This is a genomic window from Streptomyces sp. NPDC093801 (assembly GCF_040701585.1).
In the GTDB taxonomy this organism is placed as follows: domain Bacteria; phylum Actinomycetota; class Actinomycetes; order Streptomycetales; family Streptomycetaceae; genus Streptomyces.
On record NZ_JBFBDP010000005.1, the window covers coordinates 262689 to 284210 of the forward strand.

The 21522-nt window shown below is 69.1% G+C and carries 18 protein-coding genes and 1 tRNA gene; 3 read left to right on the plus strand and 16 right to left on the minus strand.

Annotated features, from left to right (window positions below):
• Positions 1 to 966, plus strand: coding sequence for a M48 family metalloprotease (locus tag AB0469_RS07885; protein WP_366450448.1), 966 nt, complete (start codon positions 1 to 3; stop codon positions 964 to 966).
• A 61-nt stretch (positions 967 to 1027) separates the two neighbouring features.
• Here AB0469_RS07885 and AB0469_RS07890 read toward each other — a convergent pair whose 3' ends face one another.
• From AB0469_RS07890 to AB0469_RS07935, 10 genes are all read right to left on the minus strand, one after another.
• A complete protein-coding gene (locus AB0469_RS07890; RefSeq protein ID WP_366450449.1) occupies positions 1028 to 4927 on the minus strand; it encodes a DNA-directed RNA polymerase subunit beta' in 3900 nt (1299 codons plus the stop codon).
• Between the two features lie 95 nt (positions 4928 to 5022).
• Positions 5023 to 8505, minus strand: coding sequence for a DNA-directed RNA polymerase subunit beta (rpoB, locus tag AB0469_RS07895; protein WP_366450450.1), 3483 nt, complete (start codon positions 8503 to 8505; stop codon positions 5023 to 5025).
• A gap of 587 nt (positions 8506 to 9092) precedes the next feature.
• A complete protein-coding gene (gene rplL / locus AB0469_RS07900; protein ID WP_042818554.1) occupies positions 9093 to 9479 on the minus strand; it encodes a 50S ribosomal protein L7/L12 in 387 nt (128 codons plus the stop codon).
• A 111-nt stretch (positions 9480 to 9590) separates the two neighbouring features.
• Entirely contained in the window at positions 9591 to 10121 is a 531-nt protein-coding gene (gene rplJ, locus AB0469_RS07905; protein WP_042818555.1) for a 50S ribosomal protein L10, read from the minus strand.
• Between the two features lie 288 nt (positions 10122 to 10409).
• Positions 10410 to 11318, minus strand: coding sequence for an LppX_LprAFG lipoprotein (locus AB0469_RS07910; protein WP_366450451.1), 909 nt, complete (start codon positions 11316 to 11318; stop codon positions 10410 to 10412).
• A 149-nt stretch (positions 11319 to 11467) separates the two neighbouring features.
• Complete coding sequence (gene rplA, locus AB0469_RS07915) at positions 11468 to 12196, minus strand: 50S ribosomal protein L1 (protein WP_042818557.1); 729 nt, start codon at positions 12194 to 12196, stop codon at positions 11468 to 11470.
• Positions 12197 to 12283: 87 nt separating this feature from the next.
• Entirely contained in the window at positions 12284 to 12718 is a 435-nt protein-coding gene (gene rplK / locus AB0469_RS07920) for a 50S ribosomal protein L11 (RefSeq protein WP_042818558.1), read from the minus strand.
• 172 nt (positions 12719 to 12890) lie between these two features.
• Entirely contained in the window at positions 12891 to 13790 is a 900-nt protein-coding gene (gene nusG / locus AB0469_RS07925) for a transcription termination/antitermination protein NusG (protein WP_366450452.1), read from the minus strand.
• A gap of 84 nt (positions 13791 to 13874) precedes the next feature.
• Positions 13875 to 14156 (minus strand): preprotein translocase subunit SecE, encoded by a 282-nt coding sequence (gene secE, locus AB0469_RS07930; protein ID WP_366450453.1) that lies wholly within the window; start codon positions 14154 to 14156, stop codon positions 13875 to 13877.
• Between the two features lie 107 nt (positions 14157 to 14263).
• Positions 14264 to 14336 (minus strand) — tRNA-Trp (locus tag AB0469_RS07935).
• A gap of 192 nt (positions 14337 to 14528) precedes the next feature.
• Between AB0469_RS07935 and AB0469_RS07940 the strand changes: the two genes are divergently transcribed.
• The gene (locus AB0469_RS07940) at positions 14529 to 15755 is read left to right on the plus strand and encodes a pyridoxal phosphate-dependent aminotransferase (protein WP_366450454.1); all 1227 of its coding nucleotides are present in this window, start codon (positions 14529 to 14531) and stop codon (positions 15753 to 15755) included.
• Between the two features lie 136 nt (positions 15756 to 15891).
• Positions 15892 to 16911, plus strand: coding sequence for an adenosine deaminase (locus AB0469_RS07945; protein ID WP_366450456.1), 1020 nt, complete (start codon positions 15892 to 15894; stop codon positions 16909 to 16911).
• Here AB0469_RS07945 and AB0469_RS07950 read toward each other — a convergent pair.
• The 6 genes from AB0469_RS07950 to AB0469_RS07975 form a co-directional block, all read right to left on the minus strand.
• Positions 16901 to 17317: a hypothetical protein gene (locus AB0469_RS07950; RefSeq protein WP_366450457.1), complete on the minus strand. Its 417-nt coding sequence runs from the start codon at positions 17315 to 17317 to the stop codon at positions 16901 to 16903. The two genes, AB0469_RS07945 and AB0469_RS07950, sit on opposite strands and share 11 nt — an antisense overlap.
• 1 nt (position 17318) lies before the next feature.
• Positions 17319 to 18419, minus strand: a complete 1101-nt coding sequence (locus tag AB0469_RS07955; protein WP_366450458.1) for a UDP-N-acetylmuramate dehydrogenase — start codon at positions 18417 to 18419, stop codon at positions 17319 to 17321.
• A complete protein-coding gene (locus AB0469_RS07960; RefSeq protein ID WP_366450459.1) occupies positions 18420 to 18839 on the minus strand; it encodes a DUF3291 domain-containing protein in 420 nt (139 codons plus the stop codon).
• Positions 18840 to 18861: 22 nt separating this feature from the next.
• The gene (locus AB0469_RS07965) at positions 18862 to 20289 is read right to left on the minus strand and encodes an MFS transporter (protein WP_366450460.1); all 1428 of its coding nucleotides are present in this window, start codon (positions 20287 to 20289) and stop codon (positions 18862 to 18864) included.
• Between the two features lie 101 nt (positions 20290 to 20390).
• Positions 20391 to 20948 (minus strand): helix-turn-helix domain-containing protein, encoded by a 558-nt coding sequence (locus AB0469_RS07970; RefSeq protein ID WP_366450461.1) that lies wholly within the window; start codon positions 20946 to 20948, stop codon positions 20391 to 20393.
• A 145-nt stretch (positions 20949 to 21093) separates the two neighbouring features.
• A complete protein-coding gene (locus AB0469_RS07975) occupies positions 21094 to 21522 on the minus strand; it encodes a MaoC family dehydratase (RefSeq protein ID WP_045945265.1) in 429 nt (142 codons plus the stop codon).

The window sequence follows — 21522 nt, forward strand, 5'->3', positions numbered from 1 at the left end:
GTGGAAGACACACCAGCGCCACCCGACGACCTGGAGTACCGCAACGGCCCCGGTACCCGTGTCACCTACCGGGCCCGGCAGCGTAGGACCGATCACACCGTGTGGCTCGGGCTCGCGCTGCACCTTCCCGCATTCCTGCTCAGTTGCGCCGTGGTCCTCGCGGCGGCGCTGGCCCTGCGCGCATGTCTGGGCGTACCGGTGTGGCTGCCCACCGCATTGTGGGCCACCTCCGGGATCCTCGCCTTCCACCGGCCGGCCGAAGCGTTCCTCGCCCGTCACCTACTACGCCTGCACCGCCCCGTCCCCGCCGAGCTGACCAGGCTGGTGCCGGTGTGGCGCGAGGTCACGGCGCGCGCCGGGGTGGACGGAAGCCGTTACGAACTGTGGGTCGAGGACAGCGACGAGGTGAACGCCCTCGCCGCAGCCGGCCACATCGTCGCCGTGAGCAGGCGGGCGCTGCGGGACCTGCCCACGTCGAGACTGGCCGCCGTACTCGCACACGAGCTGGGACACCACACCAGTGGTCACTCGTGGTCGGGGCTGCTCGGCTGGTGGTACGCGGTACCGGGACGCCTGGTGTGGCGGGGACTGGCCCGGGGGAGACCCTGGCTGATCCGGGCCGCACGCGGTGCTTCGGGCACGACCCTGAGCGTGCTCGTGATCCTCGGCTGCTACCTGGCGTTCACCGCCTTGAAGGCCACCTACGGCCTTCCGCTGCTCCTGCTCGTGCTGCCCTGCCTGACGGCAGCGGTCGCCAGGCGAGCGGAGCTGCGTGCCGACGTGCACGCGGCTCGCCTCGGCTTCGGGCAGCCCCTCGCCCGGACACTCCACGAGCGGCTGGCCGAGAAGTCCTCGCTCCCCGGTGCGGCGCAGCGACCCGGATTCGCCTCCCGCCTCCTGGCCCACCATCCCGATCACCGCACCCGGCTGTACCACCTCCGGCGATACCTGGCGCAACACGGCTAGGAACGCCGCAGGGCGGCCACCCTGTCGGGTGACCGCCCTGCGGTTACTGCCTGCGCTCGACTCAGCCGTTGTACGGGCCGTAGTCGTAGTCCTCCAGCGGGACGGCCTGGCCGGAGCCGGTGCCGAACGGGGAGTAGTCGATGTCGTCGTAGCCGACGGCCGAGTACATCGCGGCCTTGGCTTCCTCGGTCGGCTCGACCCGGATGTTGCGGTAGCGGGACAGACCCGTACCGGCCGGGATGAGCTTACCGATGATGACGTTCTCCTTGAGGCCGATGAGGCTGTCGGACTTGGCGTTGATCGCCGCGTCCGTCAGGACTCGGGTCGTCTCCTGGAAGGAGGCGGCCGACAGCCAGGACTCCGTCGCCAGCGAGGCCTTGGTGATACCCATCAGCTGCGGACGGCCGGAGGCGGGGTGACCGCCCTCGGTGACCACACGACGGTTCTCGGTCTCGAAGCGGGAGCGCTCGACGAGCTCGCCCGGGAGGAGCTCCGCGTCGCCGGACTCGATGATCGTCACGCGGCGCAGCATCTGCCGGATGATGATCTCGATGTGCTTGTCGTGGATCGACACGCCCTGCGAGTTGTAGACCTTCTGGACTTCGCCGACCAGGTGGACCTGGACGGCACGCTGGCCGAGGATGCGCAGCACGTCGTGCGGGTTGGTGGCACCCATGGTGAGCTTCTGGCCCACCTCGACGTGGTCGCCCTCGTGCACGATGACCTTGGCGCGCTTGGAGATCGGGAAGGCCGTCTCCTCGCTGCCGTCGTCGGGCGTGATGACGATCTTCTTCGTCTTCTCGGTCTCCTCGATCCGCACGCGGCCGGCGGCCTCGGAGATCGGGGCGACACCCTTCGGGGTACGGGCCTCGAAGAGCTCGACGACACGCGGCAGACCCTGCGTGATGTCGTCACCGGCCACACCACCGGTGTGGAAGGTACGCATCGTCAGCTGGGTACCGGGCTCACCGATGGACTGGGCGGCGATGATGCCGACCGCCTCACCGATGTCGACCAGCTTGCCGGTGGCCAGGGAGCGGCCGTAGCAGAAGGCACAGGTGCCGACGGCGGACTCACAGGTCAGGACCGAGCGGGTCTTGACCTCCTCGACGCCGTTCGCGATGAGGGCGTCGATGAGCACGTCACCGAGGTCCACGTTCGCCGGCGCGATGACCTTGCCGTCGATGACGACGTCCTCGGCCAGCATGCGGGCGTACACGGAGGTCTCGACGTCGTCCGCCTTGCGGAGGACACCCGTCTCGTCCTTGGTGCCGATCTTGAGCTTGAGGCCGCGCTCGGTGCCGCAGTCCTCCTCGCGGATGATGACGTCCTGCGAGACGTCCACCAGACGACGGGTGAGGTAACCCGAGTCGGCGGTGCGCAGGGCGGTGTCCGCCAGACCCTTACGGGCACCGTGCGTGGAGATGAAGTACTCCAGAACGGTGAGGCCCTCACGGAAGGACGCCTTGATCGGACGCGGGATGGTCTCGTTCTTCGCGTTCGACACCAGACCACGCATACCGGCGATCTGTCGCATCTGCATCATGTTTCCTCGGGCACCCGAGTCAACCATCATGAAGATGGGGTTGGTCTTGGGGAAGTTCGCGTTCATCGCCTCGGCGACCTCGTTGGTCGCCTTGGTCCAGATCGCGATGAGCTCCTGCGTGCGCTCGTCCTTGGTGATCAGACCGCGCTCGTACTGCTTCTGGACCTTCTCGTCCATCGCCTCGTAGCCCGCGACGATGGCCTTCTTGGCCTCGGGCACGACGACGTCGGAGATGGCCACGGTGACGCCCGAACGGGTCGCCCAGTGGAAGCCGGCCGCCTTCAGGTTGTCGAGCGTCGCCGCCACGATGACCTTGGGGTAGCGCTCCGCCAGGTCGTTGACGATCTCGGAGAGCTGCTTCTTGCCCACCGAGTAGTCGACGAACGGGTAGTCCTCGGGCAGCAGCTCGTTGAAGAGCGCACGGCCCAGGGTCGTCTTCAGACGGAAGCTGTCGCCCGGCTGGAACTCCTGCTCGCCCTCTTCGGCGACCGGCGCCACCCAGCCGCGCGGCGGGATGGTGCCCACCGGGAAGCGGATGTCGACGGACGACTGCAGCGCGAGCTCGCCGGCGTCGAACGCCATGATCGCCTCGGCGGTGGAGCCGAACGCGCGGCCCTCGCCCTTGACGTCACGGAGCTCACCGTCGGTGGTCAGGAAGAACAGACCCAGGACCATGTCCTGCGTCGGCATCGTGACCGGACGGCCGTCGGCCGGCTTGAGGATGTTGTTCGAGGACAGCATCAGGATGCGGGCCTCGGCCTGCGCCTCCGCGGAGAGCGGCAGGTGGACGGCCATCTGGTCACCGTCGAAGTCCGCGTTGAACGCGGTGCAGACGAGCGGGTGGATCTGGATGGCCTTGCCTTCGACCAGCTGGGGCTCGAAGGCCTGGATGCCGAGGCGGTGCAGCGTGGGCGCACGGTTCAGCAGGACCGGGTGCTCGGCGATGACCTCTTCGAGCACGTCGTACACGACCGTGCGGCCGCGCTCGACCATGCGCTTCGCCGACTTGATGTTCTGCGCGTGGTTCAGGTCGACCAGGCGCTTCATCACGAACGGCTTGAAGAGCTCCAGCGCCATCGCCTTCGGCAGACCGCACTGGTGCAGCTTGAGCTGCGGACCGACGACGATCACGGAACGCGCGGAGTAGTCCACGCGCTTGCCGAGGAGGTTCTGACGGAATCGACCCTGCTTGCCCTTCAGCATGTCGCTGAGGGACTTCAGCGGGCGGTTGCCGGGGCCCGTCACCGGGCGGCCGCGACGACCGTTGTCGAAGAGCGCGTCCACGGCCTCCTGGAGCATGCGCTTCTCGTTGTTCACGATGATCTCGGGGGCACCGAGGTCGAGAAGGCGCTTCAGGCGGTTGTTGCGGTTGATGACGCGGCGGTACAGGTCGTTCAGGTCGGAGGTCGCGAAGCGGCCACCGTCGAGCTGCACCATCGGACGCAGGTCCGGCGGGATGACCGGGACGCAGTCCAGGACCATGCCCTTGGGGCTGTTGCTCGTCTGCAGGAACGCGGAGACGACCTTGAGGCGCTTGAGCGCACGGGTCTTCTTCTGGCCCTTGCCGGTGCGGATGATCTCGCGGAGGCGCTCGGCCTCCTCCTCCAGGTCGAAGGACTCCAGGCGCTTCTGCAGCGCCGCGGCACCCATCGAGCCGTCGAAGTACGTGCCGAAGCGGTCACGCAGCTCGCGGTAGAGGAGCTCGTCGCCCTCGAGGTCCTGGACCTTGAGGTTCTTGAAGCGGTTCCACACCTCGTCGAGGCGGTCGATCTCGCGCTGGGCGCGGTCGCGGAGCTGCTTCATCTCGCGCTCGGCGCCCTCGCGCACCTTGCGGCGCACGTCGGCCTTGGCGCCCTCGGCCTCCAGCTCGGCCAGGTCGCTCTCGAGCTTCTTGGCGCGGCCTTCGAGGTCGGCGTCGCGGCGGTTCTCGATCTGCTGGCGCTCGACGGAGACGTGGGCCTCCAGCGACGGCAGGTCGCGCTGACGGCGCTCGTCGTCGACGAACGTGATCATGTACGCGGCGAAGTAGATGACCTTCTCGAGGTCCTTCGGCGCGAGGTCCAGAAGGTAGCCCAGGCGCGACGGGACGCCCTTGAAGTACCAGATGTGGGTGACGGGAGCGGCGAGCTCGATGTGGCCCATCCGCTCACGGCGCACCTTGGCGCGCGTGACCTCGACGCCACAGCGCTCACAGATGATGCCCTTGAAGCGGACACGCTTGTACTTGCCGCAGTAGCACTCCCAGTCCCGGGTCGGACCGAAGATCTTCTCGCAGAAGAGTCCGTCCTTCTCGGGCTTGAGGGTGCGGTAGTTGATGGTCTCCGGCTTCTTGACCTCGCCGTGCGACCAGGTTCGGATGTCGTCCGCGGTGGCAAGGCCGATCCGCAGCTCGTCGAAGAAGTTGACGTCGAGCACTGTGCGTCAATCCCTCTTTCGGGGTCGAGTCTCAATCATGGTCTGAACGGTCCCGGGGCGGCCGGGGGATCGATCGGATCCCCCGGCCAGGCCCGTCAGACCTCTTCGACGCTGCTCGGCTCGCGCCGGGACAGGTCGATACCGAGCTCCTCCGCCGCGCGGAAGACGTCCTCGTCGGTGTCGCGCATCTCGATGGACATGCCGTCCGAGGACAGCACCTCCACGTTGAGGCAGAGCGACTGCATTTCCTTGATGAGCACCTTGAAGGACTCGGGAATGCCCGGCTCGGGGATGTTCTCGCCCTTGACGATGGCCTCGTAGACCTTCACGCGGCCGGTCACGTCGTCGGACTTGATCGTCAGGAGTTCCTGGAGCGCGTACGCGGCGCCGTATGCCTCAAGCGCCCACACCTCCATCTCACCGAAGCGCTGACCACCGAACTGCGCCTTACCACCCAGCGGCTGCTGCGTGATCATCGAGTACGGACCGGTCGAACGGGCGTGGAGCTTGTCGTCGACCAGGTGGTGCAGCTTGAGGATGTACATGTACCCGACCGAGATCGGGTCCGGGAACGGCTCGCCGGAGCGGCCGTCGAACAGGCGCGCCTTGCCGGTCGGGAGCACCATGCGCTCGCCGTCGCGGTTCGGGATGGTGTGCTGGAGCAGGCCGGCCAGCTCGTCCTCGCGCGCACCGTCGAAGACGGGGGTGGCGACGTTGGTGCCGGGGGCGACCTGGTCGGCGCCGATCGCCTGGAGGCGCTGCGCCCACTCGTCCGCGAGGCCGGAGACGTCCCAGCCGCGGCTGGCGAGCCAGCCGAGGTGGATCTCCAGGACCTGTCCCGGGTTCATTCGGGACGGGACACCCAGCGGGTTGAGGATGATGTCGACCGGGGTGCCGTCCTCGAGGAAGGGCATGTCCTCGATCGGGAGGATCTTGGAGATGACACCCTTGTTGCCGTGACGGCCGGCGAGCTTGTCACCGTCGGTGATCTTGCGCTTCTGGGCCACGTAGACGCGGACCAGCTGGTTCACGCCCGGAGGAAGCTCGTCGCCCTCCTCGCGGTCGAAGACGCGGACACCGATGACCTTGCCGATCTCACCGTGGGGCACCTTGAGCGAGGTGTCACGCACCTCGCGGGCCTTCTCACCGAAGATCGCGCGGAGCAGGCGCTCCTCCGGGGTCAGCTCGGTCTCACCCTTCGGGGTGACCTTGCCGACCAGGATGTCGCCGGCGACGACGTCCGCACCGATGCGGATGATGCCGCGCTCGTCGAGGTCCGCGAGGACCTCCTCGGAGACGTTCGGGATGTCCCGGGTGATCTCCTCGGGGCCCAGCTTGGTGTCACGGGCGTCGACCTCGTGCTCCTCGATGTGGATCGAGGAGAGGACGTCGTCCTGCACGAGGCGCTGCGACAGGATGATCGCGTCCTCGTAGTTGTGGCCTTCCCACGGCATGAACGCGACGAGCAGGTTCTTGCCGAGGGCCATCTCGCCCTCTTCGGTGGCCGGGCCGTCGGCGAGGACCTGGGCCTCGACGATCCGGTCGCCCTCGTTGACGATCACCTTCTGGTTGACCGAGGTGCCCTGGTTCGAGCGGGAGAACTTGGCGACGCGGTACGTGGTGTACGTGCCGTCGTCGTTGGCGACGGTGATGTAGTCGGCCGAGACCTCCTGGACGACACCGTCCTTCTCCGCCTTGATCGAGTCGCCGGCGTCGACCGCACAGCGGTACTCCATGCCGGTGCCGACGAGCGGGGCCTCCGCCTTGATGAGCGGAACGGCCTGGCGCATCATGTTCGCGCCCATGAGGGCGCGGTTGGCGTCGTCGTGCTCGAGGAAGGGGATCATCGCGGTCGCGACGGACACCATCTGGCGCGGCGAGACGTCCATGTAGTCCACGTCGGACGGCTCGACGTAGTCGACCTCGCCGCCACGCTTGCGGACCAGGACGCGGCCCTCGGTGAAGCGCATGTCGTCGTCGAGGCGGGCGTTCGCCTGGGCGATGACGAAGCGGTCTTCCTCGTCGGCGGTGACGTAGTCGACCTCGTCGGTGACGACACCCTCGACGACCTTGCGGTACGGGGTCTCGATGAAACCGAACGGGTTGATGCGGCCGTAGGAGGCGAGCGAGCCGATCAGACCGATGTTCGGGCCTTCGGGCGTCTCGATCGGGCACATGCGGCCGTAGTGCGACGGGTGGACGTCACGGACCTCGAAGCCGGCCCGCTCACGGGACAGACCACCCGGGCCGAGGGCGTTGAGACGACGCTTGTGCGTCAGGCCCGACAGCGGGTTGTTCTGGTCCATGAACTGCGACAGCTGGCTGGTGCCGAAGAACTCCTTGATGGAGGCGACGACCGGCCGGATGTTGATCAGGGTCTGCGGCGTGATCGCCTCGACGTCCTGGGTGGTCATGCGCTCGCGCACGACGCGCTCCATACGGGCGAGACCCGTACGGACCTGGTTCTGGATGAGCTCGCCGACGTTGCGGATACGACGGTTGCCGAAGTGGTCGATGTCGTCGGTCTCGACGACGATCTCCCGGCCGGACTCGCCGACGGTCTCGGTCTCGCCCGCGTGGAGCTTCACGAGGTACTTGATCGTCGCGATGATGTCGTCGGTGGTGAGCACACCGGCGTCGAGCGGCTCGTCGGCGCCGAGCTTCTTGTTCACCTTGTAGCGGCCGACCTTCGCGAGGTCGTAGCGCTTCGGGTTGAAGTAGAGGTTCTCGAGCAGCGTCTGGGCGGCCTCGCGGGTCGGCGGCTCGCCCGGGCGCAGCTTGCGGTAGATGTCGAGCAGCGCGTCGTCCTGGCCCTGGGTGTGGTCCTTCTCCAGGGTGGCGCGCATGGACTCGTACTCGCCGAACTCCTCGAGGATCTGCTCGGTGGTCCAGCCGAGGGCCTTGAGGAGGACGGTGACGGACTGCTTGCGCTTGCGGTCGATGCGGACGCCGACCATGTCGCGCTTGTCGACCTCCATCTCCAGCCAGGCACCCCGGGAGGGGATGATCTTGGCGGAGAAGATGTCCTTGTCGGACGTCTTGTCGATGGAGGAGTCGAAGTAGACACCCGGGGAACGGACGAGCTGCGACACGACGACGCGCTCGGTGCCGTTGATGACGAAGGTGCCCTTGTTGGTCATGAGCGGGAAGTCGCCCATGAAGACCGTCTGAGACTTGATCTCACCGGTCTCGTTGTTCGTGAACTCGGCCGTGACGAAGAGCGGCGCCGCGTACGTGAAGTCGCGCTCCTTGCACTCGTCGACGGAGTTCTTCGCCGGCTCGAACCGGTGGTCGCGGAACGTCAGCGACATCGACCCGGAGAAGTCCTCGATCGGCGAGATCTCCTCGAAGATCTCTTCCAGACCGGACTTGGTGGGGACGTCCTGTCCACTCTCAAGCGCCGACTCGACGCGAGACTTCCAGGCGGCGTTGCCGAGCAGCCAGTCAAAGCTCTCGGTCTGCAGCGCCAGGAGGTTCGGAACCTCGAGGGGCTCCTTGATCTTTGCAAAGGAGATGCGCAGCGGGGCGGTGCTGGCACCGGTGTTCGTATTGGTCGAGGCGTTGCGCGAGGCGGCCAAGAGGGGGTCCTTCCGAGGGCTCGGACTCACTACGCGCGTACCGGTCCCAGCCGACACAGAAGACAGAGCCTCCCCAGCTGGACTAAAAGACCAGGTCAGGGCGTATCAATCCGGTGTGCTCGAGCGTGGGCATGCCCCTGGCGACGGGCAGGGGACAGCTAACAGGCAGCGCAAAGGGTCAGTGTAGCCACTTGGCTCACTGATGTCCAGACCAGGTTTCCGGAAACCGGCAACAGGCCCTTCCCCACGTCCTCAACCAACACCGCGTCCCACCAACACCGCGACCCTTGCCGCGGCGCCCGCACACAGAGCGCGTATCAGTACTGCCCTCTTCGTAGTCGATCCATGCCTCGGATCCCGGATCGACCCGGGCGACCTCACGACGGGACTGAGAATTGCGCGCCGCTGGCCGTTCGTCAAGGCCCCGTGCTCCGAGCGGATCATCTCCGGACCCTGCGTCGGGGCAACGATGATCACCCTACTCCCCAACGAGACCAGGGCAAGTCAGGCACTGCGAATACGCCAAAGGGCGACCACCCTTACGGGTGATCGCCCTTGGTTGAGGCCGTCAGGCGGCCTCAGAGGTGTTACTTGACCTCGACCGAGGCGCCAGCGGCCTTGAGGGCCTCAGCGGCCTTGTCAGCGGCTTCCTTGTTGGCCTTCTCGAGGACCGGCTTCGGGGTGCCGTCGACGAGGTCCTTGGCCTCCTTCAGACCCAGGGAGGTCAGCTCGCGCACGACCTTGATGACCTGGATCTTCTTGTCGCCGGCGCCGGTGAGGATGACGTCGAACTCGTCCTTCTCCTCGACCTCGGCCACGGCACCGGCGCCGGGGGCACCCGGGGCGGCAACGGCGACGGCCGCGGCGGCGGTGACGTCGAACTTCTCCTCGAAGGCCTTCACGAACTCGGAGAGCTCGATGAGGGTCATCTCCTCGAACTGGGCGAGGAGGTCTTCCTGAGAGAGCTTCGCCATGATGGGCGATCCTTCCACTAATTCGGCAGGTGCCGATATGTCTAGAGAGGCGGGCGTAACGGCCCGCTACGACCCACGCACTAGGCGGCGTGGATCAGTGCGCGAGCCGAATTACTCGGCACCGCCCTGCTCGGCGAGCTTGACGCGAAGCGCTTCCGCGGTGCGGACGAACTTCGACGGCAGCGCCTGGAAGAGCGAGGCAGCCTGGGACTGCTTGCCCTTGAACGCGCCGGCCAGCTTGCTGAGCAGAACCTCGCGGGACTCGAGGTCCGCAAGCTTCTTGATGTCATCGGCGGACAGCGCCTTGCCATCAAGGACACCGCCCTTGATGATCAGGTTCGGGTTCTCCTTGGCGAAGTCACGAAGACCCTTGGCCGACTCCACCGGGTCACCGGTGATGAAGGCGGCACCCGTCGGACCAGTGAACTGGTCGTCGAGCGAGGTGATCCCGGCGTTGTTCGCCGCAATCTTGGTCAGCGTGTTCTTCACCACGGCGTACTGGGCGTTCTCACCGAGCGAACGACGCAGCGTCTTGAGCTGCTTCACGGTGAGACCCCGGTACTCGGTCAGCACAACGGCGTTCGAGCTGCGGAACTTGTCCTCAAGCTCGGCTACGTCGGCAGCCTTGTCGGGCCTTGCCATAGAGCGTCGGCCTCCTTCCGGGTGATGAGGACCGCTCAGAAGGGGCTGACATACAAAACGCCCCGACGCAGGCGTCAGGGCGTAGCTCAACCGGAAAGAATTTCCAGGAACGATTCCACAGTCACCTGCGCGGGTCGTCCGCAGTAGCGGATCCTTCGGCCGCCGCACCCTCGACGGGCACGGCAACGACCAGCGGTCTTTGGCTTCTGGGGAAGCGTACGCGAAGCATGCGAGCCGGAGCAAATCGGCCCCCGGACCCGCCCCCCGACGGGTCCGGAGGCCGGTCCGTCAGCCCTGGCCGGAGCCGCCCTCGGCCGCCTGGCCGAGGTCCAGGACCTGGTCGGCCGGCGGGGCCGTGACGTCGACCGGCTTGTTGTAGTCCAGGAACGTGATGGTCACGTCCAACGGGCCGCTCTTGGCGTCGGCGCGGTTGCGGACCTGCTTGGTGTGGCCGCTCTCGTCGATCCACATGTCCATGTTCATGCTCGTGACGCCCTCGCCCTCCAGCTTCTGGAGGGACTTCTCGCGTCGCTCCCTGGCCTCGGGCGTGGCGGTGGCGAGCGAGGCCCTCATCTGCTCGACGGTGACCGTCCCGGAGAGGTGCCGGGTCTTCACCCCGCCGACCGTCTCCTCGCCGACGGCCTTGAGGTCCTTGGCGCCCATCAGGTCGCCGGCGCGGTCGCCCGGGTTCTCCGCGGGGCCGCCGGCGCCCTGCATCCGCTTCGAGGCCGCGGGGTCCGGGTTCTTCGCGTCGAACTTCAGCCACTGCCCCTCGGAGCCCATGTACACGGCGTCGTCGACCACGCGGATCTCCGCCGCCCCCTCCTGGCCCGGCGCCGCCATCTTCACGGACATCGCCACGGTGGGCTTGAGGCGGACGGAGGTCTCCGCGCTGACCGGCTGGCCCCCGGAGGTGCCGGTCATGGTGTAGCGGAGGGAGGTGATCTCCTCGGAGTCCTTCTTCACCTTCTCCAGGTAGGCGGCCGGAGTGGCGGCGGCCGCCCCCTGGGCGGGCTTGCCGGCCGCGGAGGGCTCCGCGGACCGCGTGGCCCCCGCCGCGGCCCCCTCGTCCTTCTTGCCGCCCTCACAGGCGGTCGTGGCGCCGCCCACGAGCAGTACGGCGGCCAGTGCGGCCACGGCGGTCTTGTTCTTGCGGTGCACGAGCATGGAGTCCCCACCCCTGGTGTGATCGACCAACCGCTCGACCCTACGGTAAAGAGAACGAAAAGTCGTGGCGGTTTTTCGGTCGTGCGCGCCACCGGACCGGGCGGAAAGCGAAACGGGCCCCTCACCTCCCCGTGGGGGAGGTGAGGGGCCCGTTCAGCCACTCAGGCGAGCCGTGGGGCTCAGACCGCGGCCGGGTCTTCCTCGACGAGGAGGTTCCGGGTGCGGTTGGAGTCCAGCTGGATGCCGGGGCCCATCGTGGTGCTCAGGGCGGCCTTCTTGATGTAGCGGCCCTTGGCGGCGGACGGCTTCAGACGGACGATCTCGTCCAGCGCCGCGGCGTAGTTCTCGACCAGCTGCTCATCGGAGAAGGAGACCTTGCCGATGATGAAGTGCAGGTTCGAGTGCTTGTCGACGCGGAACTCGATCTTGCCACCCTTGATGTCGGTGACAGCCTTGGCGACGTCCATGGTGACGGTGCCGGTCTTCGGGTTCGGCATGAGACCACGCGGACCGAGCACGCGGCCGAGGCGGCCGACCTTGCCCATGAGGTCCGGGGTCGCCACGACGGCGTCGAACTCGTTCAGGCGGTTGCCCTTGGCGATCTCGTTGATCAGCTCGTCGTCGCCGACGATGTCGGCGCCGGCGGCTTCCGCGGCCGCAGCACGGTCACCGGTCGCGAAGACCAGGACCCGGGCGGTCTTACCGGTGCCGTGCGGGAGGTTCACGGTGCCGCGGACCATCTGGTCGGCCTTGCGCGGGTCGACACCCAGGCGGAAGGCAACCTCGACGGTGGCGTCGAACTTGGTGGTGCTGGTCTCCTTGGCGAGACGGACGGCCTCGAGGGGAGCGTAGAGCTTCTCCCGGTCGACCTTGGCGTCCGCAGCGCGGAGAGTCTTGCTGCGCTTCACTTCTGCTCCTGTGTAAGTGCTTCAGGCATGGAGTCGTGGTACGGACCAGCGCTTGGCCCTACCACTGGGGAACTGCGAGGGGGCTGATCAGCCCTCGACCGTGACACCCATGGAACGGGCGGTGCCGGCGATGATCTTCTCGGCGGCGTCCAGGTCGTTCGCGTTGAGGTCGGGCATCTTGATCGTGGCGATCTCGCGGACCTGGTCACGCGTGAGCTTCGCGACCTTGGTCTTGTGCGGCTCGCCGGAGCCCTTCTCGATGCCAGCGTGCTTCAGGATGAGGCGCGCGGCCGGCGGCGTCTTGGTCACGAAGGTGAAGGAGCGGTCCTCGTAGACCGTGATCTCCACCGGCACGACCATGCCACGCTGCGACTCGGTCGCGGCGTTGTAGGCCTTGCAGAACTCCATGATGTTGACGCCGTGCTGACCGAGCGCGGGGCCGACCGGCGGAGCCGGGTTGGCCGCACCGGCCTTGATCTGGAGCTTGATAAGCCCCGTGACCTTCTTCTTCTTGGGAGGCATTGCTCTCTCCGGGTCCTAGTGAGAGTTTTCCAGCCGTCCGTCCGGTCATCCGGATGGAGGCATACCGCACCACGATAACGGGTATGGGTGCGGGGCTAAAAACCGAGCAGGTCAGACCGCCTTTTTCGGGCTGGCCTGACCTGCTTCGGAAGCGTCGCTCAGAAGATCTGGATCAGTTCTTCTGGATCTGGTCGAAGCTCAGCTCGACCGGGGTCTCGCGGCCGAAGATCTCGACGAGGCCCTTGACCTTCTTCGAGTCGGGGTTGATCTCGTTGATCGTCGCCTGGAGCGTCGCGAACGGGCCGTCGGTGACGGTGACCGAGTCGCCGACCTCGAAGTCCAGGACCTCGATGGTGCGCTTGACGGCGGGCGCGGGCAGGCCGGCCTCCTCGGCAGCCTGCTTGGCGGCCTTCTCCTGCGCCTCCGGGGCGAGCATCTTGACGATCTCGTCCAGCGTCAGCGGGTAGGGGTCGTACGCGTTGCCGACGAAGCCCGTGACGCCCGGGGTGTTGCGGACGACGCCCCAGGACTCGTTCGTCAGGTCCATGCGGACGAGCACGTAGCCGGGCAGCTTGTTCTGCCGGACGTTCTTGCGCTCGCCGTTCTTGATCTGGACGATCTCTTCCTCGGGCACCTCGGCCTGGTAGATGAACTCCTCGACGTTCAGCGAGACGGCGCGCTGCTCCAGGTTCGCCTTCACGCGCTTCTCGTAGCCCGCGTAGGTGTGGATCACGTACCACTCGCCGGGGAGCAGGCGGAGCTCGTCGCGCAGCGCCTGGATCGGGTCGACGGGCTCGGCGGGGGCGGCCTCCTCGGCCTCCTCCTCCGCGGCGGCCTCGACGTCGCCCTCGTCCTCGGCGTCCTCGGCCTCGGCGTCGGCCTCGGCGTCGTCCTCGTCAGCGTCCTCGTCGTCCTCGACGTGCAGGGCGGCGTCCTCGGCGGCGATGCCGGCCTCGGCGTCGGCGAGCTCGGCCTCGTCGGGGTCCACAGCGTCTGCCGCCTCGACGATGTCGAGCTCGTCCTCGACGGACTCGACGGAGTCGTGGCTCGCGTTCAGGTTCGGGTCAGACACGGTGGCTGCTTCTTCCTGGATACAAAAGGTGGTGGAACATGCGAAAAGGGGCGGCACCCATCAAGGGGCCGCCCTCCGCGGGGATCAGCCGAAGACGAACTTGATGGCTTCCTGGAATCCATAGTCAATCACGGTCACCAGACCGATCATGATGACCACGAAGACAATCACCACGGTGGTGTACGTCGTGAGCTGGTTTCGAGTGGGCCAGACGACCTTGCGGAGCTCCGCGACGATCTGGCGGTAGAACAGCGCGAGGCGGCCCAGAGGGCCCTTCTTCCCGCGCTTGCCACCCTTGCGGGTCTTCTTCTCGCGCGTGTCGCTGTCGGCGTCAGGCATGTCGATGGAGCCCAGGGCGTCCGTCACGTCTCTCACCTGAATCCGGGTCGTGGCCGTAGCCGCGCCCGGTTGCGCCGCACGGCGTTGCATCGAAATACGTACCTGCGCACACACGTCCGAGAAGGAGTGTGGAGCAGGGCCGGAGGGACTCGAACCCCCAACCGCTGGTTTTGGAGACCAGTGCTCTACCAATTGAGCTACGACCCTTTGTGCTCCCCAACCTACCGCATCCGGACGAGTGCACGGAGTGCTCGCGCCCTGGGGCGTTTGGTGAGGACCAACGACAGCAGAGCATACGTGGTCCTGGGCCCGACGTCGAACAGAGAACATCCGGACCTGCTCCGTCCGGTGATTGAAACGTTGTGCGGGGCCTCCGGAGCGTCTGGGACGATTGGCCGCATGACCTCTGCAACGCCTTCCTCCGAGCGCCGGGTGTCCGCCCGTATCGGCGCCATCTCCGAGTCCGCGACCCTCGCCGTCGACGCCAAGGCCAAGGCCCTCAAGGCAGCCGGGCGCCCGGTGATCGGCTTCGGCGCGGGCGAGCCCGACTTCCCGACCCCGGACTACATCGTCGAGGCGGCGGTCGCGGCCTGCCGCGACCCGAAGTTCCACCGCTACACGCCGGCGGGCGGCCTGCCCGAGCTCAAGAAGGCCATCGCCGCCAAGACGCTGCGCGACTCCGGCTACGAGGTGGACGCGTCCCAGGTCCTGGTGACCAACGGCGGCAAGCAGGCCATCTACGAGGCCTTCGCGGCGATCCTCGACCCGGGCGACGAGGTCATCGTCCCGGCCCCGTACTGGACCACGTACCCGGAGTCGATCCGGCTCGCCGGCGGTGTCCCGGTCGAGGTCGTCGCCGACGAGACCACCGGCTACCGGGTCTCCGTCGAGCAGCTGGAGGCGGCGCGCACCGAGCGCACCAAGGTCGTCCTGTTCGTCTCCCCGTCCAACCCGACGGGCGCGGTCTACAGCGAGGCCGACGCGAAGGCGATCGGCGAGTGGGCCGCCGCGCACGGCCTGTGGGTGCTGACCGACGAGATCTACGAGCACCTGGTCTACGGCGACGCGACGTTCACCTCGCTGCCGGTCCTGGTCCCCGCGCTGCGCGACAAGTGCATCGTCGTCAACGGCGTCGCCAAGACGTACGCGATGACCGGCTGGCGCGTGGGCTGGGTCATCGCCCCGCAGGACGTCATCAAGGCCGCGACGAACCTGCAGTCGCACGCCACCTCCAACGTCTCCAACGTGGCCCAGGTCGCCGCGCTGGCCGCCGTCTCGGGCGACCTCGAGGCCGTCGCCGAGATGCGCAAGGCCTTCGACCGCCGCCGCCAGACGATGGTGAAGATGCTCAACGAGATCGACGGCGTCTTCTGCCCGACCCCCGAGGGCGCGTTCTACGCGTACCCGTCGGTCAAGGAGCTGCTCGGCAAGGAGATCCGCGGCAAGCGCCCGCAGACCTCGGTCGAGCTGGCCGCGCTGATCCTGGACGAGGCCGAGGTCGCGGTCGTCCCGGGCGAGGCCTTCGGCACCCCCGGCTACCTGCGCCTGTCCTACGCCCTGGGCGACGAGGACCTGGTCGAGGGCGTGTCCCGGATCCAGAACCTCCTGGGCGAGGCCAAGGCCTAGGCGTCCGGCGAACGGAGCGGCGTCACCCGCGCGGGTGGCGCCGCTCCGGCGCGTCCGGCGTCAGATTCATGTTCGGGCAATGTCCCGTTCGGGTAATCCCCTGCCAATCGGGTGACCGATACGGCAGGATCACCAGATGGAGCACGTACGCGATCTCACGCTTCTGCCGAAGGCCCATCTGCACCTGCACTTCACCGGCTCGATGCGCCCGTCGACCCTGCTGGAGCTGGCCGACAAGTACGGCGTCCGGCTGCCGGACGCCCTGACCGCCGGGGAGCCGCCCAAGCTCCGGGCCACGGACGAGCGCGGCTGGTTCCGCTTCCAGCGGCTCTACGACGCCGCCCGCTCCTGCCTGCGCGAGCCCGAGGACATCCGGCGCCTGGTCCGCGAGGCGGCCGAGGAGGACGTGCGGGACGGCAGCGGCTGGCTGGAGATCCAGGTGGACCCCACCTCCTACGCCCCGCTGCTCGGCGGCATGATCCCGGCGGTGGAGATCATCCTCGATGCCGTGGACGCGGCCTCCCGCGAGACCGGCCTGGGCATGCGGGTGCTGATCGCCGCCAACCGGATGAAGCACCCGCTCGACGCCCGTACCCTCGCCCGGCTGGCCGTCCGCTACGCCGACCGGGGGATCGTCGGCTTCGGCCTCTCCAACGACGAGCGCCGCGGCATGGCCCGCGACTTCGACCGGGCCTTCGCCATCGCCCGCGAGGGCGGCCTGCTGGCGGCCCCGCACGGCGGCGAGCTCACCGGCCCCTCCTCGGTCCGCGACTGCCTCGACGACCTGCACGCGGCCCGCATCGGGCACGGCGTCCGGGCGGCCGAGGACCCGCGGCTGCTGAAGCGGCTGGCGGACCGGCAGGTCACCTGCGAGGTCTGCCCCGCGTCCAACGTGGCGCTGGGCGTCTACGAGCGGCCGGAGGACGTCCCGCTGCGCACCCTCTTCGAGGCGGGGGTGCCCATGGCGCTGGGCGCGGACGACCCGCTGCTGTTCGGGTCCCGGCTGGCGGCCCAGTACGAGATCGCCCGCCGCCACCACGCCTTCACGGACGCGGAGCTCGCCGAGCTGGCCCGCCAGTCGGTGCGGGGTTCGGCCGCGCCGGAGGAGGTCAAGGCGAAGCTGCTCGACGGGATCGACCACTGGCTCAACGGGTGAGCCGCAGGTCCCCCTGGTGGCAGTCGGCCCGTACCCGGTGACCGTCGGGGAAGCCGATCTCCAGGTGGGTGCGGCCCTGCTCGGGCAGCGCGAACTCGGCGACCGATTCGACGGTCTGGCCGAGGTGGCGCAGGAAGGGGTGCTCCCCGAGGTCCTCGCCGACCTCGACCCGGCCCCACTCCCCCATGTCGTACGGGTCGTGGGGCGGGGCGGACTCGACGATGAGGCAGTGGTCGGACCCGGTGGTGATGCGGGTGGACTCGCCGGCGCTGTCGATCAGCCAGACGTCGAGCGGGGCCTCGGAGCGCTCGCCCTCGCAGATGTGCCAGGACGCGACGACCCGGCTGATCTGGCGTCCCACCAGGCGTGTGGGGTCCGTGCCGGCCCCGTGCAGGGGGCAGTTCATGTCAGATGCGGACGCCGACCGTCACCGGCTCGTTGACGAGGGTGACGCCGAAGGCCGCGTGGACCCCGGCGACGACCTCGCGGGCGAGGGTCAGCAGGTCCTCGGTGGTGGCCTCGCCCCGGTTGGTGAGGGCGAGGGTGTGCTTGGTGGAGATGCGGGCGGGGCCGGTGCCGTAGCCCTTGGTGAAGCCGGCCTTGTCGATCAGCCAGGCCGCGCTGGTCTTCGTACGGCCCTCGCCGGCCGGGTAGGCGGGCGGGGCGGTGTCGGGGCCGAGGCGGTCCTGGACGCGGGCGAGGAAGGCGGCGTAGGCCTCGTCGGTCAGGATCGGGTTGTGGAAGAAGGAGCCGGCGGACCAGGTGTCGTGGTCGGCGGGGTCGAGGACCATGCCCTTGCCGGCGCGCAGGCGCAGGACGGTCTCGCGGGCGGTGGCGGCCGGGACGCGGTCACCGGCCTCGACGCCGAGGGCGCGGGCCGTCTCGGGGTACTTGATGGGCGCGGAGAGGCCGCCCGCGTCCTCCAGGGCGAAGCGCACGCGCAGGACGACGTAGCGGTCGGGCTGGTCCTTGAAGAGGCTGTGGCGGTACCGGAAGGCGCACTCGGCGGCGGTCAGGGTGACGGTCTCGCCGGTGGTGCGGTCGTAGGCGACGACCTCGGTGATGGTGTCGCACACCTCCTGGCCGTACGCCCCCACGTTCTGGATCGGGGTGGCGCCGGCGGAGCCCGGGATGCCGGCGAGGCACTCGATGCCCGCGAGGCCGGCCTCGACGGTGCGGGCGACGGCGTCGCTCCAGTTCTCGCCGGCGGCGAGCTCCAGGGTGGTGCCGTCGAGGGTGAAGCCGGTGGTGGCGATGCGCAGGGCGGTGCCGGCGAAGCCCTCGTCGCCGATGACGAGGTTGCTGCCGCCCCCGATGACCAGGAGCGGGGTGCCGCTCGCGTCCGCGGCGCGGACGGTTTCGACGACCTCGGCGTCGGTGGTCGCGGTGACCAGCCGGGCCGCGGGGCCGCCGAGGCGGAAGGTGGTCAGCGGGGCGAGGGGGGCGTCGTGGAGTTCCTGCACGTGGACAAGAGTACGGTCCGTCCCCCTCGCATCCCGGCGGGGCACTCAGTGGCCCCGCTTGCGCTCGTCCTGCCGGGCGCTCTCCGCGGCCAGGCGCCGCTCGGCCTCGGCCCAGGTGAGGGGGAGTTCGCCGGCGGGGACGGTCCAGAAGGTGAAGGTGGATTCCCGCATGTACGAGGCGGCGGCGCGGGAGCCGGAGCGGTGGGGCTCGCTGCGGGCGAAGCGGTGGAGGGCGTCCCGGTCCTCCCAGGCGGAGAGGGTGAGGAAGGTCCGGCGCAGGACGCGGGCGCGGAGGGCGACGCCGTGGGCGCCGGGTGCCTTGCGGACCTGGGCGATGATCCCGGGGGCCTTGAGGAAGAACCTGAGGGCGCCGGTGAGGGTGGCGGTCTCGAAGCGGGAGGCCATGACGTGGACCTCGGCGTCCGGGGCGGCCGGGGTGGGCGTGGACCAGGGGATGTCGGGCACGGCGGGGTCTCCTCCTCGCGGGTCAGGCGGCGTGGGCCGGGGCGGGGGCCGGGTCCTGCGCGGGGGCGGGGGCGGTCTCCGTCCGGCGCGGGAGCAGCAGGGTCAGGGCGGCGGCCAGGGCGACGGCGGCGGCGCCGATCCACAGGGCGGGGACGGTGCCGTCGGTGAAGGTCTGCGGGGTGCGGTAGCCGCCGTGGGCCGAGAAGACGGAGGCGAGGACGGCCACGCCGAGGGCGCCGCCCACCTCGCGGAGGGCGTTGTTGGTGCCGGAGGCCCTGCCCTGGTCGGCGGGGGCCACGGTGGACATGAGCACGTGGTTGGCCGGTGCGAAGTACAGGGACATGCCGATCCCGCTGAGGACGAGGGCCGGGAGCTGGGCGGCGTAGGAGACGTCGGGGCTCAGGACGAGGGCGAACCAGGCGAGGCCGAGGGCCTGGAGGGTGAGGCCCGCGGCGACGACGGGGCGTCCGCCGGTCCGGTCGGCGAGGATCCCGGCGAGCGGGGCGACGACGATCCCCATGCCGGTCCAGGGGAGCATGCGCAGGCCGGCCTCGGTGGGCGAGTAGCCGGCGACGCCCTGGAGGAACTGGCTGAGCAGGAAGATCGATCCGAACATGCCGAGGTACATCAGCAGGCCGGCGAGGTTGATGCCGAGGAAGCCGCGGTCGCGGAAGAGCCGCATGGGCAGGACGGGATCGGCGCTCCGGAATCCGTGGCGGACGAAGCCGCCGACGAGGGCGCTGCCGGCGAGGAGGCCGGTGAGGACGGGGGCGCTGGTCCAGCCGTGGGCGTTGGCGTTCACCAGGCCGTAGACGATGCCGAAGAGGCCGCCGCTGACGAGGAGGGTGCCGGGGACGTCGAGCCGGGCGTCGGGGACGGCGGACTCGGCCAGGCGCAGGCGGGCGAGCGGGATCAGGGCGAGACCGACGGGCACGTTCAGCCAGAAGATCCACTGCCAGGAGATGTGTTCGGTGAGGCTGCCGCCGATGAGGGGGCCGCTCGCGACGGCCAGGCCGGTGACGGCGCCGTAGATCCCGAGGGCCGTGCCGCGCCGGGCGGCGGGGACGGCGGCGGTGAGGAGGGTGAGGCTGAGCGGCATCATCACGGCGGCTCCGGCGCCCTGGACCGCGCGGGCGGCGATGAGCCGGCCTATGTCCGGGGAGAGGGCGGCGGCCGCGGAGGCGGCGGTGAAGAGGGCGAGGCCGGCGGTGAAGAGCCGGCGGCGGCCGAAACGGTCGCCGAGGGCGGAGCCGAACATCAGCAGGACGGCGAAGGTCAGGGTGTAGGCGTTCACCGTCCACTCCAGGTCCTCCAGCCGGCCGCCGAGGTCGGCGCGGACGGCGGGGAGGGCGGTGGTGACGACGAGGTTGTCGAGGGCGGCCATGAAGCCGGCGGCGCCGGTGAGGACGAGGGCCCAGACCGCGGACGGTCCGAGTTTCTGCTGGGTCATGCTTCCCCCTGGGCTGGTTTTGTTAGTTATTGATGACTAACTTTTGCGGGCAGAAAGCGGCCCGGACCCTCCGTCGGCGAGGAGGGGCCGGGACGGGCGGGCTACCCCTCCCCGCCCTCCGGCGGGTGGAGCCCGTCCCAGATGCGGTGCCCGGACGGGAAGCCCATGGCGGTGAGGGTGTTGATGAGCATCCCGTGGGCCATGAAGGTGGTCGTCTCCCTGACGTCGCCGCCGAGCGGCACCGTCACGGTGTCCCACAGCTCCTGCCAGCCCGCCCGCACGAGCTCCCCGAGCTCGCGGTCGCCGGCGGCCTCGGCGGCGGCGACGGTGACGTACATCTGGAGCTGCATCTGGAGCACGTGGGGGTCTTCGGCGATCAGCCGCATGTACGCGTCGGCCATGGCGCTCTTGGCCTCTTCGCCGGCCAGCCCCTCGGCGGCCCGGGCGAACACGGCCCGGGTCGTCTCCAGGCAGCGCGCGGACGCCGCGAGGAAGATGGCCTGCTTGTTCGGGAAGAGCCGGAAGAGGTAGGGCTGGGAAACGCCGACCCGCTTGGCGATCGCCTCGGTGGAGGTCCCGTAGTACCCGCCGCGGGCGAACTCCCGCGCCGCCGCCCGGATCACGCTCTCGCGCCGCTCTTCCGCGCTCATCCTTGCCATGCAGGCGAAGTTAGTGCTCAATCACTAACTTCGTCAAGGGGGGCGGTACGCGGCGGAACCGGCCGGGGAGGGGGCGCGGGGGTGGTCGTCCCCCCGCGCCTCGGCCCCGTCGGCCGGTCAGCCGGGCAGCCGGGCAGGCGGCCGGTCAGGCCAGCCTGACCACCGCGCGGGACATGCCCAGGACCTTCTGACCGGCGCTCATCGCCGTCAGGTCGACCCGCACGCGGTTGTCGTCCAGCTTCTGCGCCACCTTGGCGGTGACCTCGATCAGCGCGCCCTGGTCGTCGTTCGGGACCACGACCGGCTTGGTGAAGCGGACGCCGTACTCGACGACCGCGCCCGGGTCGCCGACCCAGTCGGTCACGACGCGGATCGCCTCGGCCATGGTGAACATGCCGTGCGCGATGACGTCCGGCAGCCCGACCTCCTTGGCGAACTTCTCGTTCCAGTGGATCGGGTTGAAGTCGCCCGAGGCGCCGGCGTAGCGGACGAGCGTGGCGCGGGTCACGGGGAAGGACGCCGCCGGGAGCTCGGTGCCGACCTCGACGTCGGCGTACTGGATCTGCGCGGTCAT

What these genes read in the sequence shown, in the direction of transcription:
- AB0469_RS07970 (WP_366450461.1), bottom strand. Translation starts at nt 20,948, where the DNA reads ATGGCAAGGATGAGCGCGGAAGAGCGGCGCGAGAGCGTGATCCGGGCG.
- AB0469_RS07965 (WP_366450460.1), bottom strand. Translation starts at nt 20,289, where the DNA reads ATGACCCAGCAGAAACTCGGACCGTCCGCGGTCTGGGCCCTCGTCCTC.
- rplK (WP_042818558.1), bottom strand. Translation starts at nt 12,718, where the DNA reads ATGCCTCCCAAGAAGAAGAAGGTCACGGGGCTTATCAAGCTCCAGATC.
- rplL (WP_042818554.1), bottom strand. Translation starts at nt 9,479, where the DNA reads ATGGCGAAGCTCTCTCAGGAAGACCTCCTCGCCCAGTTCGAGGAGATG.
- AB0469_RS07950 (WP_366450457.1), bottom strand. Translation starts at nt 17,317, where the DNA reads ATGAACTGCCCCCTGCACGGGGCCGGCACGGACCCCACACGCCTGGTG.
- AB0469_RS07975 (WP_045945265.1), bottom strand. Translation starts at nt 21,522, where the DNA reads ATGACCGCGCAGATCCAGTACGCCGACGTCGAGGTCGGCACCGAGCTC.
- rplJ (WP_042818555.1), bottom strand. Translation starts at nt 10,121, where the DNA reads ATGGCAAGGCCCGACAAGGCTGCCGACGTAGCCGAGCTTGAGGACAAG.
- AB0469_RS07940 (WP_366450454.1), top strand. Translation starts at nt 14,529, where the DNA reads ATGACCTCTGCAACGCCTTCCTCCGAGCGCCGGGTGTCCGCCCGTATC.
- AB0469_RS07945 (WP_366450456.1), top strand. Translation starts at nt 15,892, where the DNA reads ATGGAGCACGTACGCGATCTCACGCTTCTGCCGAAGGCCCATCTGCAC.